Here is a 13,954-nt window from a genome sequence, read left to right as displayed (position 1 = left end):
GCGAACGCGGCATCCGCACCGCAGGTGAGCGGAGCGGACGCGGAACCGCTACTGCGCCGTCACGCCCTTGCCCAGGACGACGACGCCGCCGTTGGACACCGTGTAGCGGCTGCGGTCCAGGTTGAGGTCGACGCCGATCAGCGCGCCGTCGGGGACGACGACGTTCTTGTCGAGGATCGCCCGGCGCACCACGGCGCCCCGGCCGATCCGGGCGCCCGGCAGGACCACCGAGTCCGACACCTCCGCGCCGCCCGAGACCGACACGTTCGGGCTGATCACCGACCGGCGCACGATCGCCCCGGAGATGATCGTGCCCGCGCCGACGATCGAGTCCTGCGCGATGCCGCCCTCGACGAACTTCGCCGGCGGGAGCGCGGGCACCGCGGTGCGGATCGGCCAGCGCTGGTTGTAGAGGTTGAAGATCGGGTGCACCGAGACGAGGTCGGTGTGCGCGTCGTAGTAGGCGTCGATGGTCCCGACGTCGCGCCAGTAGCCGGCGTCGCGCTCGGTGGCGCCGGGCACGACGTTGTCGGCGAAGTCGTAGACGTGCGCCTCCCCCCTGGCCACCAGCGCCGGGATGATGTCCCCGCCCATGTCGTGGTCGGAGTCGGCGTTCGCCGCGTCGGACTTCAGCGCGTCGAGCAGCGCCTCGGTGGTGAACACGTAGTTGCCCATCGAGGCGAAGGTCACCTCGGGGTCGTCCGGCACGTGCGGCGGGTCGGACGGCTTCTCCAGGAACTCGGTGATGCGGCCGGACTCGTCCGAGGCGATGCAGCCGAACGCCTTCGCCTCGGCCCGCGGCACCCGGATCCCCGCGACGGTGACGCCCGCCCCGGACTCGGCGTGCTGGGCGATCATCTGCGCCGGGTCCATCCGGTACACGTGGTCGGCGCCGAACACCGCGATGTACTCGGGCTGGTCGTCGTAGACCAGGTTGAGGCTCTGGAAGATCGCGTCCGCCGAGCCGGTGTACCAGCGCCGCCCGAGCCGCTGCTGGGCCGGGACCGTGGTGATGTACTGGTCGAGCACCGACGACAGCCGCCACGTCGTGGAGATGTGCCGGTCCAGCGAGTGCGACTTGTACTGGGTCAGCACGCAGAGCCGGTCCATCCCGCAGTTCACGAGGTTGGACAGCACGAAGTCGATGAGCCGGTAGTTGCCACCGAACGGGACGGCGGGCTTGGCGCGGTCCGCGGTGAGCGGCCAGAGCCGCTTCCCCTCGCCACCGGCCAGCACGATGCCGAGAACCCTTCCGGGAAGACGTCCGGACGCGGTCGGTCGCATGGGGTGAACACTAGTGGGCGCATGGTGGCGGGGCCATACGTCCGTCCGCGCCGGACGGGGGTCGGACCGGATCGGACGCAGGCCGCTCCGGCGGACTCCTCGCGCGGCGTCCGCCCGCCCCGGTAGCGTCCCGGGCCGTGCGCGTCGGCCTCCTCACCCGTGAATACCCGCCCGCCGTCTACGGCGGCGCCGGAGTCCACGTGGGACATCTCGTCCCCGCCCTGCGGGAGCTCGTCGACGTCGACGTGCACTGCTTCGCCGAACCGGGCAGCGACGCCCCGGCCGACGCCCGCGCGCACTCCGCGCCGCCGCTGCCGGACGGGGCGAACGCGGCGCTGACCACGCTCGGGGTGGACCTGTCGATGGCCGCCGAGCTGGAGCGCTGCGACGTGCTGCACTCCCACACCTGGTACGCCAACATGGCCGGTCACGTCGGCGGGCTGCTGCACGGGCGGCCGCACGTGGTCACCGCGCACTCGCTGGAGCCGCTGCGCCCGTGGAAGGCCGAGCAGCTCGGCGGCGGGTACCGGCTGTCGTCGTGGGTGGAGCGGACCGCTTACGAGGCGGCGGACGCCGTCATCGCCGTCTCGCACGGCATGCGCCGCGACGTGCTGGCCGCCTACCCCGCGATCGACCCGGACCTGGTGCACGTGGTGCACAACGGCATCGACACACAGTTCTACGCGCCCGACCCGGCCCGCGACGCGCTCCTCGCCCACGGCATCGACCCGGACCGTCCGCTCGTCGTGTTCGTCGGCCGGATCACCCGGCAGAAGGGCCTCGGGCACCTGGTCGCGGCGGCGCACCGGTTCGACCCGGCGGCGCAGGTCGTGCTCTGCGCCGGCGCCCCGGACACCCGGGAGATCGCGGCCGAGACCGAGCGGGCGGTGGCGGAGCTGTCGGCCACGCGCGACGGCGTCGTGTGGATCCAGCGGATGCTCGCGACCGCGGAGGTCCGCCAGCTGCTGTCCGCGGCCACGGTGTTCGTGTGCCCCTCGGTGTACGAGCCGCTGGGCATCGTGAACCTGGAGGCGATGGCCTGTGGCACCGCGGTGGTCGCCTCCGACGTCGGCGGGATCCCGGAGGTCGTCGACGACGGGGTGACCGGGCTGCTCGCGCACTACGACCCCGCCGACACCGCGGCGTTCGAGGCCGCGCTGGCCGAGCAGGTGAACGCGCTCGTCGCGGACCCGGGGCGGGCCGCGACGATGGGCGAGCGGGGCCGGGAGCGTGCGGTCGCCGAGTTCGCCTGGGCGGAGATGGCCCGCCGGACGCTGGAGGTCTACGAGTCGGTCGCCTGAGACCCGCGCCGGCGGGCGCCGGGTACGACGACGGCGGGACCGGTTCCCCGGTCCCGCCGTGTCGTGTCCGTCCGTCCGCCCGTCAGCCGACGGTGGACTTCAGCGCCTCACTGAGGTCGGTGGCCTCGTCCGGGGTCATCTCGACGACGAGACGCCCGCCGCCCTCGAGCGGGACGCGCATCACGATGCCCCGGCCCTCCTTGGTGACTTCCATGGGCCCGTCGCCGGTGCGGGGCTTCATCGCGGCCATTCGTCCGTCCTCCGTCAACATCCACAACTGTCGTTCCCCGGTGCGCGCTCGGGGCACGCGCCGACCGTGGGACCACATTGTCCCCCATCACCGGCGTCGAGGTGCAACCGAGGCGATCACGGCTCGGCGGCGATACCCACGGCGTTCACGCAGCGCAACGGCCGGGTGACCCTACGACGGTCCCCGTCCGGTCCTCCGTGTGTCCCGGGGGCCGGCCGCGGCGCGCCAGCAGTACGCGACGTGGTCGTCGACCAGTCCGGTCGCCTGCATGAGCGCGTAGCAGGTGGTGGGGCCGACGAACCGGAAACCGCGCTTCTTGAGTGCCTTGGACAGTGCCGTCGACGCGGGTGTGGAGCCGGGGACGTCGGAGAGCCGGGCCGGGCGCGGATGGTCGGCCGGGGCGGGCGCGTAGGAGGCGAGGAAGGCACCGAGGTCGTCACCGGCGTCGGTCATGTCGAGCACGGCGCGGGCGTTGGAGATCGTCGCCTCGATCTTCTGCCGGTTGCGCACGATCCGGGCGTCGCCGAGCAGGCGGGTCACGTCGTCGTCGCCGAAACGGGCCACCGTCTCCGGGTCGAAGCCGGCGAAGACCTCGCGGAACGCCGGGCGCTTGCGCAGCACGACGATCCAGGACAGCCCGGACTGGAAGGCCTCCAGGCTCATCCGTTCGAACCAGGCGGCGGTGCCGTGGACGGGGTGACCCCACTCGTCGTCGTGGTAGGCGACGTAGTCCGGAGCCGACAGCGCCCAGTCGCAGCGGGGGCGGTCGTCGGGCGGGGTGGGCTCGGCCCGTCCACTGCTCTGCTCACCCATGCGCAGCACCGCAGGTACGGGACCCGCGCCGGGTCACCGGCCGGCCCGGTGACGGTCCTCGGTGCGCTCGGCCATGCCGCGCAGCGAGTGCGCCACCCCGGCCCGGAACGCGGGGCGCACCAGCGGCCAGCCGAGCCGGCCCAGCGCCCCGAGGGGCAGGTCGAGCAGCTCGGTCCAGACGAACCGAGACCGCGCCGGACCCAGCTCCAGCACGGCGAACACACCGTCGCCGCGGATCACGGTGCCGGTGTGGGTCACGACGATCCGGCGCTCCCCCGCCGTTCCGGCGGGCGGCTCGGTCCACTCGGTGACCCGCATGGTGTCGGCGACGCCGAGCGGCCCGACCCCGGTGACCGCGCGCAGCTCGGTGCCGACCGAGCGGCCGTCGCCCGCGGTGATCGCGACGGTCGTGCCGAGCATCCAGTCCGACTGGCCCTCCAGATCGGACACGACCTCCCACAGGACGTCGGCGGGCACGTTCACGTCGACTGGGACGGTCAGCTCCACCCGGTCACCGCCGGCCGGCCGTACGCCGGGGGTGCGGTCGCCCACTCCCCCGTCGCTCCCGTCCGCGCTCCCGCCGTCACCGCTGCCGTCGTTGCTCGTCAACCGGGTCCTCCTCGGCGCGCATCCGCGCGATCGTCGCCTCCAACCGGGCCACCCGGTCGGCCAGCTCGTGCCGGTCGGTCCGGACCCGGTCCAGCTCGCCGGCGAGCCGGTCGAGCGCCCAGTCCACCTCAGCCATCCGGTATCCGCGCAGTACCTGCTGGAAACGCAGGTCACGGACATCGGTGCCGGCCACCTCGCGGGCGGGCAGCCGGGTGGGTGTCGCGTCCGGGGCGAGCGGGGCGAGCTCCTCCCCGCGGCCGAAGACCGCGGCCGCCAACACGAACACCAGCGCGGCGACGCCGGCGAGGACGAGCACGTACGCGAGTGCGGTCCCCATGCCGCCATCTCATCACGCCGGTCCGACGACCGGGTTCACCCCACGCGGGCGGACGGTGCGACCACCGGCTCGGCGGACCCTCCGTCGCGCACCCGGCCCGGTGGGGGCCGGTCCACCTGGCTCAGCGGACGGGTCTCGGTACGCCATCCCGTCTCCGCGCCGTGGCCGGAGCGGACGTCGGCGGGGAGGAACGCGGTGAGCCCCGCTCCGGAGTCCTCGATCCCGCAGCGGGCCAGGGCCGTGGCGAGCACCTCGCGGGAGGTGCGGCCGAGCTCGTGCAGCGGGCGGTTGCGGTGCCGCCGCACCCCCAGGTCGGCCTGCGCGATCGCCGCCGTCCCACCGACGGTGGTGTCGGCGTCGGTGTCGAGCAGCAGACCGATGTCGACGCCGTAGCCGGTCGCGAACGGCAGCCGGTCGAACAGCTCGCGGGTCCCGGCGTACTCACCGCCGATGGGCTGGCGGACGTGCCGCAGACCGGGCCGGAGGGCGGCGAGCAGCGGTCGGGCGAGCAGTTCGGTGACCCGTCCGCCCTCGTGCCCGCCCGTGTCGTCGGCGTCCCCGGAACCGCCGGAGCCGGTGAGCGGGCGTCGGTGGTAGCCCTTGACCAGGGCTGTCCCGGGCCGCACGAGCAGCGGGGCGAGGAGCCGTTCGACGAGCTCGGGGTGCGGGTCGACGAGGTCGGCGTCGACGAAGCAGACCAGGTCGGCCGGGCGTGGTCCGGCACCCAGCGCGACGACGGCGCGCCACATGGCCTCGCCCTTGCCCGGCAGCACCGGGACGCCGGGTACCGCCCCTTCCCGGCCGAGCACCCGGGCACCGGCCGCGGCGGCACGCTCCGCGGTGCGGTCGGTGCTGCCGGAGTCGAGGACGACGAGGTCGTCGACCAGCGGGCGGCTCCCGTCGCACAGCCGGGTCAGCCCGGCGACGAGCGGACCGACCGTCGCCTCCTCGTCCAGGGCGGGCAGGACGACGGCGACGCGCCGGCCGTCCTTGCGGGCGGCGAGCCGGGCGGAGAGGGTCACCGGCTCAGGCGAGCGGACGGGCGCACTCGTCGAGCGCCGCACCGGCCAGCCCGGCGGGGTCGGCCGGGGCGCCGTCGTCGCCCCGGACCCGGCGCAGCCGCTCGATCGGGGCCCGCGAGGCGAACCCGCGGTCGGCGAGGCCCGCGACCCAGTCGACGAGGCCGTCCCAGTGGCCGTCGGGGTCGAGCAGCACCACCGGCTTGCCGTGCAGCCCGAGGGACCCCGCCGTCCAGACCTCGAACAGCTCCTCGCAGGTCCCGATGCCGCCGGGCAGGGCGAGGAACGCGTCGGCGCGGTCCTCCATCTCCTGCTTGCGCTCACGCATGCTCTCCACGACGCGCAGCTCGTCGCTGTCGTGGTCGGCCCACTCGCGTTCGACCATGGACCGCGGGATGACCCCGACCGTGCGGCCGCCGGCCTCCCGGGCACCGGCCGCCACCGCGCCCATCATCGACTTGCGCCCGCCGCCGGAGACGAGCGTCCAGCCGCGGGCCGCGACGGCACGGCCGACCTCGCGGGCGAGCTCGAGGTAGTGCGGGGCGACGCCGTCGGAGCTGGCGCAGTAGACGCAGACGGCGAAGCCGGGTTCCGGACCGGACATCAGTGCGTCTCCTCCCAGGCGTGGTAGGCCTCGTTGACCACGTCGACGGCGTCGTCGATGTCGTCGGTGACGTGCAGCAGGTCCAGGTCCTTCTCCCCGATCTTGCCGTCCCGCAGGACGGTCTTGGCGATCCAGTCGTAGAGCCCGCCCCAGTAGTCGCTGCCGAGCAGCACGACCGGGAACTTGGTGACCTTCTTGGTCTGGACGAGGACGAGTGCCTCGAACAGCTCGTCGAGCGTGCCGAACCCGCCGGGCAGGCAGACGAAGGCCTGCGAGTACTTCACGAACATCGTCTTGCGGGCGAAGAAGTAGCGGAAGTTGATACCCAGGTCGACCCACGGGTTCAGGCCCTGCTCGAACGGCAGCTCGATGCCGAGCCCGACCGAGAGACCGCCCGCCTCGGAGGCGCCACGGTTCGCGGCCTCCATCGCGCCCGGGCCGCCCCCGGTGATCACGGCGAACCCGGCACCGGCGAGCCGGGCGCCCAGCTCACGGCCCAGTTCGTACTCCGGGGAGCCGACCGGCGTGCGGGCCGAGCCGAACACGGTCGCCGCGCGCGGGAGCTCGGCGAGCATCCCGAAGCCCTCGACGAACTCGGCCTGGATGCGCAGCACCCGCCACGGGTCGGTGTGCACCCAGTCGGCCGGGCCCCGCGAGTCCAGCAGCCGCTGGTCGGTGGTGGTCGGCTCGATGCTGCGCTCGCCGCGCAGCACCACCGGCCCACGCTGCTTCTCGGGCTGCTTCTCGTGCAGCGTCCGGGGATCGGCGTTCTCGTCGGCCATGGCGATCACGGTATTCGGGCCGCGGCGACCCGGCCCCGCCGGTGGTCCCCACCGCGCACTCCCGCCGTCCGGCCCCCGGTTCAGGCGGACGGGCCCGCGAGGTAGCGGCGCAGCACCGCGGTGCAGGCGGTGATCGCGTCCTCGGCGACGTGCTCCTCGCGGGTGTGGGCGAGGTTCGGGTCGCCGGGCCCGTAGTTGACCGCCGGGATGCCCAGCGCGGCGAAGCGGGAGACGTCGGTCCACCCGTACTTGGCCCGCGGCACGGCCCCGGTCGCGGCGACGAACTCCGCGGCCGCCGGCGCGGACAGCCCCGGCAGCGCCCCCGGCGACAGGTCGGTGACGACGAGCGCGAACCCGTCGAACACCTCCCGGACGTGCTCGACGGCCTGCTCGGCCGACCGGTCCGGGGCGAACCGGAAGTTGACGGTCACGACGCACTCGTCGGGGACCACGTTGCCCGCGACCCCGCCGCCGATCCGCACGGCCTGCAGTCCCTCGCGGTACTCGCAGCCGTCGATGTCGACCCACCGCGGCCGGTAGGCGGCCAGCCGCGCGAGGATCTCCCCGGCCCGGTGGATCGCGTTGTCCCCGAGCCAGGAGCGTGCCGAGTGCGAGCGCCGCCCCGTGGTCCGCAGCTCGACCCTCAGTGTCCCCTGGCAGCCCGCCTCGAGCGTGCCGTCGGTCGGCTCGCCGAGGATCGCGAGGTCGGCGTCGAGCCAGTCGCGGTGCTCGCGCTCGATCCGACCGAGCCCGTTGCGCTCCGCCTCGACCTCCTCGCAGTCGTAGAGGACCAGGGTGAGGTCGTGCCGCGGTTCGGTCAGCGTGGCCGCGAGGTGGGCGAAGACGGCATCACCGGACTTCATGTCGGAGGTGCCGCAGCCGTGCACGATCCCGTCGGCCCGGCGCGACGGCACGTTGTCCGCGATCGGCACGGTGTCGATGTGCCCGGCCAGCAGCACCCGGTGCGGCCGCCCCAGGTCGGTGCGCGCGAGCAGCGCGTCACCCGACCGCAGCACCTCCAGGTGCGGTGCCTGCGTCCGCAGCGCCGCCTCGATCGCGTCGGCGAGGCGTCGCTCGTCCCCGGACACACTGGCGATGTCGACCATCGCGGCGGTCAGGGTCACCGGGTCGGCGGTGAGGTCCAGCGCGGGCAGCGTCGTCGTCACCGGGCCGACGCTACCGATCCGTCCCGCGGCCGCTCCCCCGCGACCCGGCATCGGCGGGCCGGACCGTGGACCTGACAGGTCCTGGCTGTCCGGCTGCCGGCGGATCATGCTGGAGCGCATGGAGCAGAGCGAGCTCGGCGGCTTCCTCCGCAGCAGGCGGGCATTGCTGCAGCCTGCAGACGTCGGAATGCCCGTCGGGTCCCGGCGGCGGACGCCGGGCCTGCGACGCCTCGAGGTCGCCCAGCTCACCGGGATGTCACCGGACTACCTCGCCCGGATCGAACAGGGCCGGGTCGCCGCGCCCTCGGCCACCCTCATCGCAGCCCTGGCCCGTGCCCTACGACTGAACCGGGACGAGCGCGACCACCTGTTCCGGCTCTCGGGACACCCCGCTCCGCCTGCGCCGGGTTCCGACGAACACGTGAACCGGGCTCTGCTGCGGCTGCTCGACGACCTGGCCACTCTCCCCGCACTGATCGCCACCGACCTCAACGTGGAGCTCGCCCGGAACGAACTCGCCGACGCACTTCTCGGAGAGCAGGCCCCACGACGATGCCCTGCCCGCAGCTGTACCTATCGGTGGTTCACCGACCCGGCGTTCCGCGCCCGCCTGCCGGCCGAGGATCACGAGGACGAGGGCCGGGCTCAGGTCGAGGACCTGCGTGCGACGGTCGCCGCACGGCCCGGCGACCGCACCGCCACGGACCTCGTGCGAGCTCTGCACGTCGCGAGCCCCGAGTTCACGCGGCTGTGGGACGACCACGACGTCGCCGTCCGCCGGAGCGATCGTAAGCGGATCATCCACCCGCTGGTCGGGTTGGTGGAACTCGACTTCGACGTTCTGGCGACCACCCAAGGGCAGCGGCTGATCGTGTACTCACCCGCTCCCGGCAGCGACGCCGTGGGGAAACTCGAACTGATCGCGGCGCTCGGCCGGGAGTCCTTCGACATCACGGGGCCGGGCACGGGGCCCTGACCGCACCTCGCGGACCGGCGGGCCCCACCACACCGCCAGCACAGTCCACTTTAGAGGTCGTTTCAGAACGACTTGTCGAGTTTCCATTGACCCCTCGACGACAGATCAAACGGCAGGTCAGATAGCCGCTTGTCGTCTACAACAGACACGTCGACCTCGTTCTGAAATGACCTCTTAGATCCGAGGACATCATGATGCGATCGTCGCCGCCCGGCGCACACACCCGCCTGTCGTCGACCGTCGTCGGCATCCTCCTGACGATCGGCACCGCACTCGGTGCGGGCGCGTGCGCCTCCGGCGAGCCCGCCGCGCCGGCGGGGGCCCCGGCCCACACCGGACACAGTGCGTTGGCCGATGTACGGGTGCTGGCGGAGTTCGACACGTCCGCCGGGCAGAACACCGAGAGCATCGCGCTCGAACCGGGTGGTGGAGCGGTCGTCGGCATGATCGGCGCACGCCAGGTCGTCAGGGTTCGAGCGGACGGCGCGACCGAGGTACTGGCCACCATGCCGGTGCCCGCGGACGGGGCCGGCACCACACCGGTGGTCGGGCATTCGCAGGTCACGGGCGTGGCGCGCGATCACGACGGCACGGTGTTCTTCCTCTACGCGGCAGGGCGGGGTGGACTGACCGGCATCTGGCGGTTGACACCCGGGTCGGACGATCCGGTACTGATCGCCCCGATGCCGGCGGACACCATGCCGAACGCGCTGGTCATCGACCGGGCCAGGAGCCGTTTCCTCGTCACCGACTCGACCGGTGGGCGGGTGTGGGAGGCACCGCTGGCCGGTGGCGAACCGTCGGTATGGAGCTCGGACCCCACCCTCGCTCCGTCCGGCTTCTTCGGGGCGAACGGGCTGAAGGTCCACGCAGGAGCGGTGTGGGTCGGCAACTACGATCTCGGCACGATCGTGCGCGTCCCCGTGGAGTCATCAGGTGCCTCGGGACCGGCCGCCGTGTACGCCACGGGCCTGGCGGGAATCGACGACTTCGACTTCACCGGCCGGGACGACGAGATCCTCGCCGCACTCAACGACACGAGCGAGCTGGTGGGCATCGCGGCGGACGGCACGCATCGGATTCTGCTCGACGGCGACGACGGCCTTCAGAACACGACGGCGGTGGTCGTCCTCGACGACACCGTGTTCATCAGCAACGGTGCGCTCCGGGAGGGGAACCGCCCCGCGCTGAGGGTGGCTCGGCTCATCGACGGATGAGACCCGCTCAGCCGGGCGAGGGGTTCTCCTGCACCAACGGCACCGGCGTCTCCCGGCCCGGCCGCCCCGGTCCCGCCCACCGGTCACGGGGACGTGTCCCGACGCACCCACCGCGGCGCGCCGCGGGCGAGGACGGGACGGTAGGTTCGGGGCCCGTGAGCACCGAGTACCGCCGCGAAGGCGCTTCCGGAACCGGCCTGGCCACGGTCACGACCGACGGCACCGTCCTCGACGTCTGGTACCCGGCCCCGGTGCTGGCGGGAGCCGCGTCCGACGACGCCGTCGACCTGGCGCCCCTCGCCGGGACCGACGAGCTGCGCGGGGTCCGGACCGAGGTCGTCCGCACCGAGATCGCCTCGCTCGCCGACGCGCCCGCCGACGCCGCCGACGTCTACCTGCGGCTGCACCTGCTCAGCCACCGCCTCGTCCAGCCGCACCAGGTGAGCCTCGAGGGTCAGTTCGGCCTGCTCGCCAACGTCGTCTGGACCAACCACGGCCCGTGCCCCGTGCCCGGGTTCGAGCTGACCCGGGCACGGCTGCGCGGCCGTGGGCCGGTGACCGTCACCCACGTCGACAAGTTCCCGCGGATGGTCGACTACGTGATCCCCGCCGGTGTCCGGATCGGCGACGCGGACCGGGTCCGGCTCGGCGCGCACCTGGCCGAGGGCACGACCGTCATGCACGAGGGCTTCGTCAACTTCAACGCCGGGACCCTCGGCGCGTCGATGGTCGAGGGCCGGATCTCCGCCGGTGTCGTCGTCGGGGACGGTTCGGACGTGGGCGGTGGGGCGTCGATCATGGGGACGCTGTCCGGTGGCGGCAAGGAGGTCATCTCCATCGGCCGCCGCTGCCTGCTCGGCGCGAACGCCGGCCTGGGGATCTCCCTCGGCGACGACTGCGTGGTCGAGGCCGGTCTGTACCTCACCGCGGGCACCAAGGTCACGCTGCCCGGCGGCGGCACCGCCGCGGCCCGCGAGCTGTCCGGCCAGGACGGGCTGCTGCTGCGGCGCAACTCGGTGTCCGGCGCCGTCGAGGCGCTGGCCCGCACCGGGGACGGCATCGCCCTCAACGCCGCGCTGCACGCCAACTGACCCGTCCGGCAACGGTTCGCGGCAGGACACCCACAGGAGCAGGACGGCAGGGACATGGTGGGCATGGACGGGGCTGCGCAGCCTCCGGGCAACCTCTACGGCGCCGCCGACCTCGGCGCACCGCTGACGGCGGGACCGCAGGACCCGGCGGTCGCGCACGTCCGCGCGCTGCTGGACAAGCGGCTGCGCGCGATGCTGCGGCACGAGCCCGGGGTGCGCGACGGGTCCGAGATCGAGGACCTGCACCGGATGCGGGTCTCGGTGCGGCGGATGCGGGCGGCGCTCAAGGCCGCCCGGCCGTTGCTCGACCCCGCCTGGGCGGACCGGCTGCGGGCCGAGCTCGGCCGGCTCGGACGGGCCCTCGGCCCGGTGCGCGACCTCGACGTGATGATCGGTCGTCTGCGGGGCGAGGTCGCCACGCTGCCGTCCGCCGAGCTGGCCGCCGGTGAGCGCCTCGTCGCGGTGCTGGAGGCCGAACGCGTCGGCGCCCGTGCGGAGATGCTCGACGAGCTGGACTCCGACCGGCACGCCGCGCTGCGCCGTGCGCTGGTCGAGGCGGTCTCCGCTCCGCTGCCCGAGCCGCCCGCCGAGGTCGCGCGCCCGGACCTGATCGACCTGGTCCGGGCCGAGACCCGCAAGCTCGTCAAGGCGGTGCGCCGGGCCGGGCCGAACCCGCCGGACATGACCCTGCACGACCTGCGGATCCGCACGAAGCGGCTGCGCTACACCGGGGAGCTGGTCGAGCCGGCGATGCGCGACGAGCGCGGAGCCCGTACCGACGACGCCCGTCAGGTCCGGCGCATGCTCAAGGCCGCCGCCGGGCTGCAGGAGGTCCTGGGCGACCACCAGGACGCCTGCGTCGCCGAGCACCGGATCCGCGCGCTGCTCGACGGGCTGGGCCCGGGCCCCGACGCCCACGAGGTCTTCGTCGGCGGCCGGCTGGTCGAGCGTGAGCGGGCCCGTGCCGAGGCGCTGCGCGAGCAGTGGTGGGCCGCGTGGGAGCACCTGGCCGAGCAGGCCGAGGCCCTCTGAGCGGTCGCCCGCCCGCGCGGCCGTTCCCGGACGCGCCGGGACCGCCCGGTACCGCGCGCCGGCCACCGCTGCGGGTACCCGCCGGGCCGGGCCCGCTCAGCGCGGACGGTCCCCGATCCGGACGACCGCGGCGCCCTGCAGCACCGCACCGATCAGCAGCAACGCGATCGCGGGCGGGAACCCGGCGGAGTCGATGACCACGCCCATCACCAGCGGCCCGAGCCCGGCCGAGAGGTAGCCGATCCCGAGTCCGAAGCCGCTGACCGCGGCACTGCGGGCCGGGGTCGGCGTCCGCCAGGCGATCACGGTCAGCCCCAGCGGGAAGCCGGCACCGACCCCGATGCCGATCAGCACCGCCCACAGCCACGGCAGCGGCGTCCCCGGCGCCGGGGCGAGCAGCACCCCCAGCGTCCCCGCCGCCGAGCTGAGCACGGTCAGCGCCGCCCAGAACCGCCACCGGCGCCGGCGCTCGGCCGCGGCCGGGAACAGCAGCGCGGCGGGGATCTGGGCGATGCTCCACGCGGCGAGGAGCAGCCCGGCACCCTGCGGGGACCAGCCCTGCGACTCGTAGAACGGCGACAGCCAGGTCAGCCAGCCGTAGAAGACGGTCGACGAGCCGGCCAGGTAGCAGGCGATGCGGCGGGCGAACGGATCGTGCCGGACCCGGACCTCCTCGGCGAGCGAGGGACCGTCGTCGGCCACCCCCGGCGCGCCGACCGGCTCCCGGCGGGCGTGCCCGATCCGGCTCGCGACCGGCGCCCACACCGCGACGGCGAGCACCGCGGGCACCGCCCAGACCGCGAGCGACCACGACCAGCCGCCGAGCGCGACGGCCAGCGGCACCGCGACCGCGGACGCGACGGTCGCACCGATCATCATCGAGACGACGTAGGCGCCGGTCACCGCACCCGCACGCTCGGCCAGGTGCTCCTTCACGACCCCGGTCAGCAGCACGCCGGAGACCCCGATGCCGAGTCCGACCAGCACCGAACCGCCGACCAGCGCGGGCAGCGCCACCACCGACCGCAGCAGGCTGCCGACCCCGATCGTCGCGACGGCGATGCCGAGCAGCCGCTCGCGTCCGACCCGGGCCGCGACGGCGGCGGCGCCGAACGAGCCCGCCGACATCATCAGCACCGCTCCGGCCTGGACGAGACCGGCCGCGCCCGCCCCGATCCCGAGGTCGGCACGGGCGGTCTCCAACAGCGGCGGGTAGCCCGCCAGCCCGGCCCGCAGGTTGACCGCGAGTGCCAGCACCCCGAACAGGACCAGCGCGGGCCGCACGGCCGGGTGCCTCCCGGCCGCCCGACCGGACCCCGGCCCCGTGCCGGAGGGCGCGGCCGGATCGGCGCCTCCCGGGCCGCCGGGACGCGGTGCCTGCATTCGACGGCTCCTTCGCCTGCCGGGCGCACCGGATCGCTGCGCCGATGTCGTCGCTACCGGGCCGATCCTCTCCCGGGATCCTTGCTCATC

General features: G+C 74.2%; 16 protein-coding genes. 5 read left to right on the top strand and 11 right to left on the bottom strand.

What is annotated here, in order from left to right:
• Positions 1 to 48: 48 nt before the first annotated feature.
• Positions 49 to 1,284, bottom strand: a complete 1,236-nt coding sequence (glgC, locus tag KPF47_RS14745) for a glucose-1-phosphate adenylyltransferase (RefSeq protein WP_224389369.1) — start codon at positions 1,282 to 1,284, stop codon at positions 49 to 51.
• A gap of 137 nt (positions 1,285 to 1,421) precedes the next feature.
• On the opposite strand from glgC, the gene glgA reads away from it, so the two are divergent.
• The gene (gene glgA, locus KPF47_RS14740; RefSeq protein ID WP_224389368.1) at positions 1,422 to 2,585 is read left to right on the top strand and encodes a glycogen synthase; all 1,164 of its coding nucleotides are present in this window, start codon (positions 1,422 to 1,424) and stop codon (positions 2,583 to 2,585) included.
• Between the two features lie 82 nt (positions 2,586 to 2,667).
• Here the strand turns inward: glgA and KPF47_RS14735 are convergent, their stop codons facing one another.
• The 8 genes from KPF47_RS14735 to dapE form a co-directional block, all read right to left on the bottom strand.
• Entirely contained in the window at positions 2,668 to 2,835 is a 168-nt protein-coding gene (locus KPF47_RS14735) for a DUF3117 domain-containing protein (RefSeq protein WP_010241564.1), read from the bottom strand.
• A gap of 171 nt (positions 2,836 to 3,006) precedes the next feature.
• Positions 3,007 to 3,648 (bottom strand): DNA-3-methyladenine glycosylase I, encoded by a 642-nt coding sequence (locus tag KPF47_RS14730; protein WP_224389367.1) that lies wholly within the window; start codon positions 3,646 to 3,648, stop codon positions 3,007 to 3,009.
• Between the two features lie 33 nt (positions 3,649 to 3,681).
• The gene (locus KPF47_RS14725; RefSeq protein ID WP_374108848.1) at positions 3,682 to 4,257 is read right to left on the bottom strand and encodes an SRPBCC family protein; all 576 of its coding nucleotides are present in this window, start codon (positions 4,255 to 4,257) and stop codon (positions 3,682 to 3,684) included.
• Positions 4,232 to 4,594, bottom strand: a complete 363-nt coding sequence (locus KPF47_RS14720; protein WP_224389366.1) for a DivIVA domain-containing protein — start codon at positions 4,592 to 4,594, stop codon at positions 4,232 to 4,234. Before KPF47_RS14720 ends, KPF47_RS14725 begins: the two co-directional genes overlap by 26 nt.
• Positions 4,595 to 4,629: 35 nt before the next feature.
• Complete coding sequence (locus KPF47_RS14715; RefSeq protein ID WP_224389365.1) at positions 4,630 to 5,616, bottom strand: glucosyl-3-phosphoglycerate synthase; 987 nt, start codon at positions 5,614 to 5,616, stop codon at positions 4,630 to 4,632.
• A 4-nt stretch (positions 5,617 to 5,620) separates the two neighbouring features.
• Positions 5,621 to 6,217: a TIGR00730 family Rossman fold protein gene (locus KPF47_RS14710; protein ID WP_224389364.1), complete on the bottom strand. Its 597-nt coding sequence runs from the start codon at positions 6,215 to 6,217 to the stop codon at positions 5,621 to 5,623.
• Positions 6,217 to 6,999 carry a TIGR00730 family Rossman fold protein gene (locus KPF47_RS14705; RefSeq protein ID WP_224389363.1) on the bottom strand — a complete coding sequence of 261 codons (783 nt, stop codon included), beginning with the start codon at positions 6,997 to 6,999 and terminating at the stop codon, positions 6,217 to 6,219. Before KPF47_RS14705 ends, KPF47_RS14710 begins: the two co-directional genes overlap by 1 nt.
• Before the next feature lie 80 nt (positions 7,000 to 7,079).
• Positions 7,080 to 8,153: a succinyl-diaminopimelate desuccinylase gene (gene dapE, locus KPF47_RS14700; protein WP_224389923.1), complete on the bottom strand. Its 1,074-nt coding sequence runs from the start codon at positions 8,151 to 8,153 to the stop codon at positions 7,080 to 7,082.
• A 130-nt stretch (positions 8,154 to 8,283) separates the two neighbouring features.
• Between dapE and KPF47_RS14695 the strand changes: the two genes are divergently transcribed.
• Positions 8,284 to 9,141: a helix-turn-helix transcriptional regulator gene (locus tag KPF47_RS14695; RefSeq protein WP_224389362.1), complete on the top strand. Its 858-nt coding sequence runs from the start codon at positions 8,284 to 8,286 to the stop codon at positions 9,139 to 9,141.
• A 62-nt stretch (positions 9,142 to 9,203) separates the two neighbouring features.
• On the opposite strand, the gene KPF47_RS14690 is transcribed toward KPF47_RS14695, so the two are convergent.
• Positions 9,204 to 9,473, bottom strand: a complete 270-nt coding sequence (locus tag KPF47_RS14690) for a hypothetical protein (protein ID WP_224389361.1) — start codon at positions 9,471 to 9,473, stop codon at positions 9,204 to 9,206.
• Between the two features lie 30 nt (positions 9,474 to 9,503).
• Between KPF47_RS14690 and KPF47_RS14685 the strand changes: the two genes are divergently transcribed.
• The 3 genes from KPF47_RS14685 (at position 9,504) to KPF47_RS14675 (ending at position 12,481) form a co-directional block, all read left to right on the top strand.
• The gene (locus KPF47_RS14685) at positions 9,504 to 10,358 is read left to right on the top strand and encodes a hypothetical protein (RefSeq protein ID WP_224389360.1); all 855 of its coding nucleotides are present in this window, start codon (positions 9,504 to 9,506) and stop codon (positions 10,356 to 10,358) included.
• Positions 10,359 to 10,513: 155 nt separating this feature from the next.
• Positions 10,514 to 11,449 (top strand): 2,3,4,5-tetrahydropyridine-2,6-dicarboxylate N-succinyltransferase, encoded by a 936-nt coding sequence (gene dapD / locus KPF47_RS14680; protein WP_224389359.1) that lies wholly within the window; start codon positions 10,514 to 10,516, stop codon positions 11,447 to 11,449.
• A 63-nt stretch (positions 11,450 to 11,512) separates the two neighbouring features.
• Positions 11,513 to 12,481 carry a CHAD domain-containing protein gene (locus KPF47_RS14675; RefSeq protein ID WP_224389358.1) on the top strand — a complete coding sequence of 323 codons (969 nt, stop codon included), beginning with the start codon at positions 11,513 to 11,515 and terminating at the stop codon, positions 12,479 to 12,481.
• A gap of 96 nt (positions 12,482 to 12,577) precedes the next feature.
• Here the strand turns inward: KPF47_RS14675 and KPF47_RS14670 are convergent, their stop codons facing one another.
• The gene (locus KPF47_RS14670; protein ID WP_224389357.1) at positions 12,578 to 13,765 is read right to left on the bottom strand and encodes a CynX/NimT family MFS transporter; all 1,188 of its coding nucleotides are present in this window, start codon (positions 13,763 to 13,765) and stop codon (positions 12,578 to 12,580) included.
• Between the last annotated feature and the right edge of the window lie 189 nt (positions 13,766 to 13,954).

Origin of the sequence: Pseudonocardia sp. ICBG1293 (genome assembly GCF_020131355.1) — a bacterium.
Classification (GTDB): Bacteria; Actinomycetota; Actinomycetes; order Mycobacteriales; family Pseudonocardiaceae; genus Pseudonocardia.
The sequence above is the reverse complement of the archived record's forward strand: the minus strand, read 5'-3'. Positions and strand labels throughout refer to the sequence as shown.

Coding starts and splice junctions, on each gene's coding strand:
- glgC (WP_224389369.1), bottom strand. CDS start 1,284: ATGCGACCGACCGCGTCCGGACGTCTTCCCGGAAGGGTTCTCGGCATC.
- KPF47_RS14735 (WP_010241564.1), bottom strand. CDS start 2,835: ATGGCCGCGATGAAGCCCCGCACCGGCGACGGGCCCATGGAAGTCACC.
- KPF47_RS14730 (WP_224389367.1), bottom strand. CDS start 3,648: ATGGGTGAGCAGAGCAGTGGACGGGCCGAGCCCACCCCGCCCGACGAC.
- KPF47_RS14720 (WP_224389366.1), bottom strand. CDS start 4,594: ATGGGGACCGCACTCGCGTACGTGCTCGTCCTCGCCGGCGTCGCCGCG.
- KPF47_RS14710 (WP_224389364.1), bottom strand. CDS start 6,217: ATGTCCGGTCCGGAACCCGGCTTCGCCGTCTGCGTCTACTGCGCCAGC.
- KPF47_RS14705 (WP_224389363.1), bottom strand. CDS start 6,999: ATGGCCGACGAGAACGCCGATCCCCGGACGCTGCACGAGAAGCAGCCC.
- KPF47_RS14695 (WP_224389362.1), top strand. CDS start 8,284: ATGGAGCAGAGCGAGCTCGGCGGCTTCCTCCGCAGCAGGCGGGCATTG.
- KPF47_RS14675 (WP_224389358.1), top strand. CDS start 11,513: ATGGACGGGGCTGCGCAGCCTCCGGGCAACCTCTACGGCGCCGCCGAC.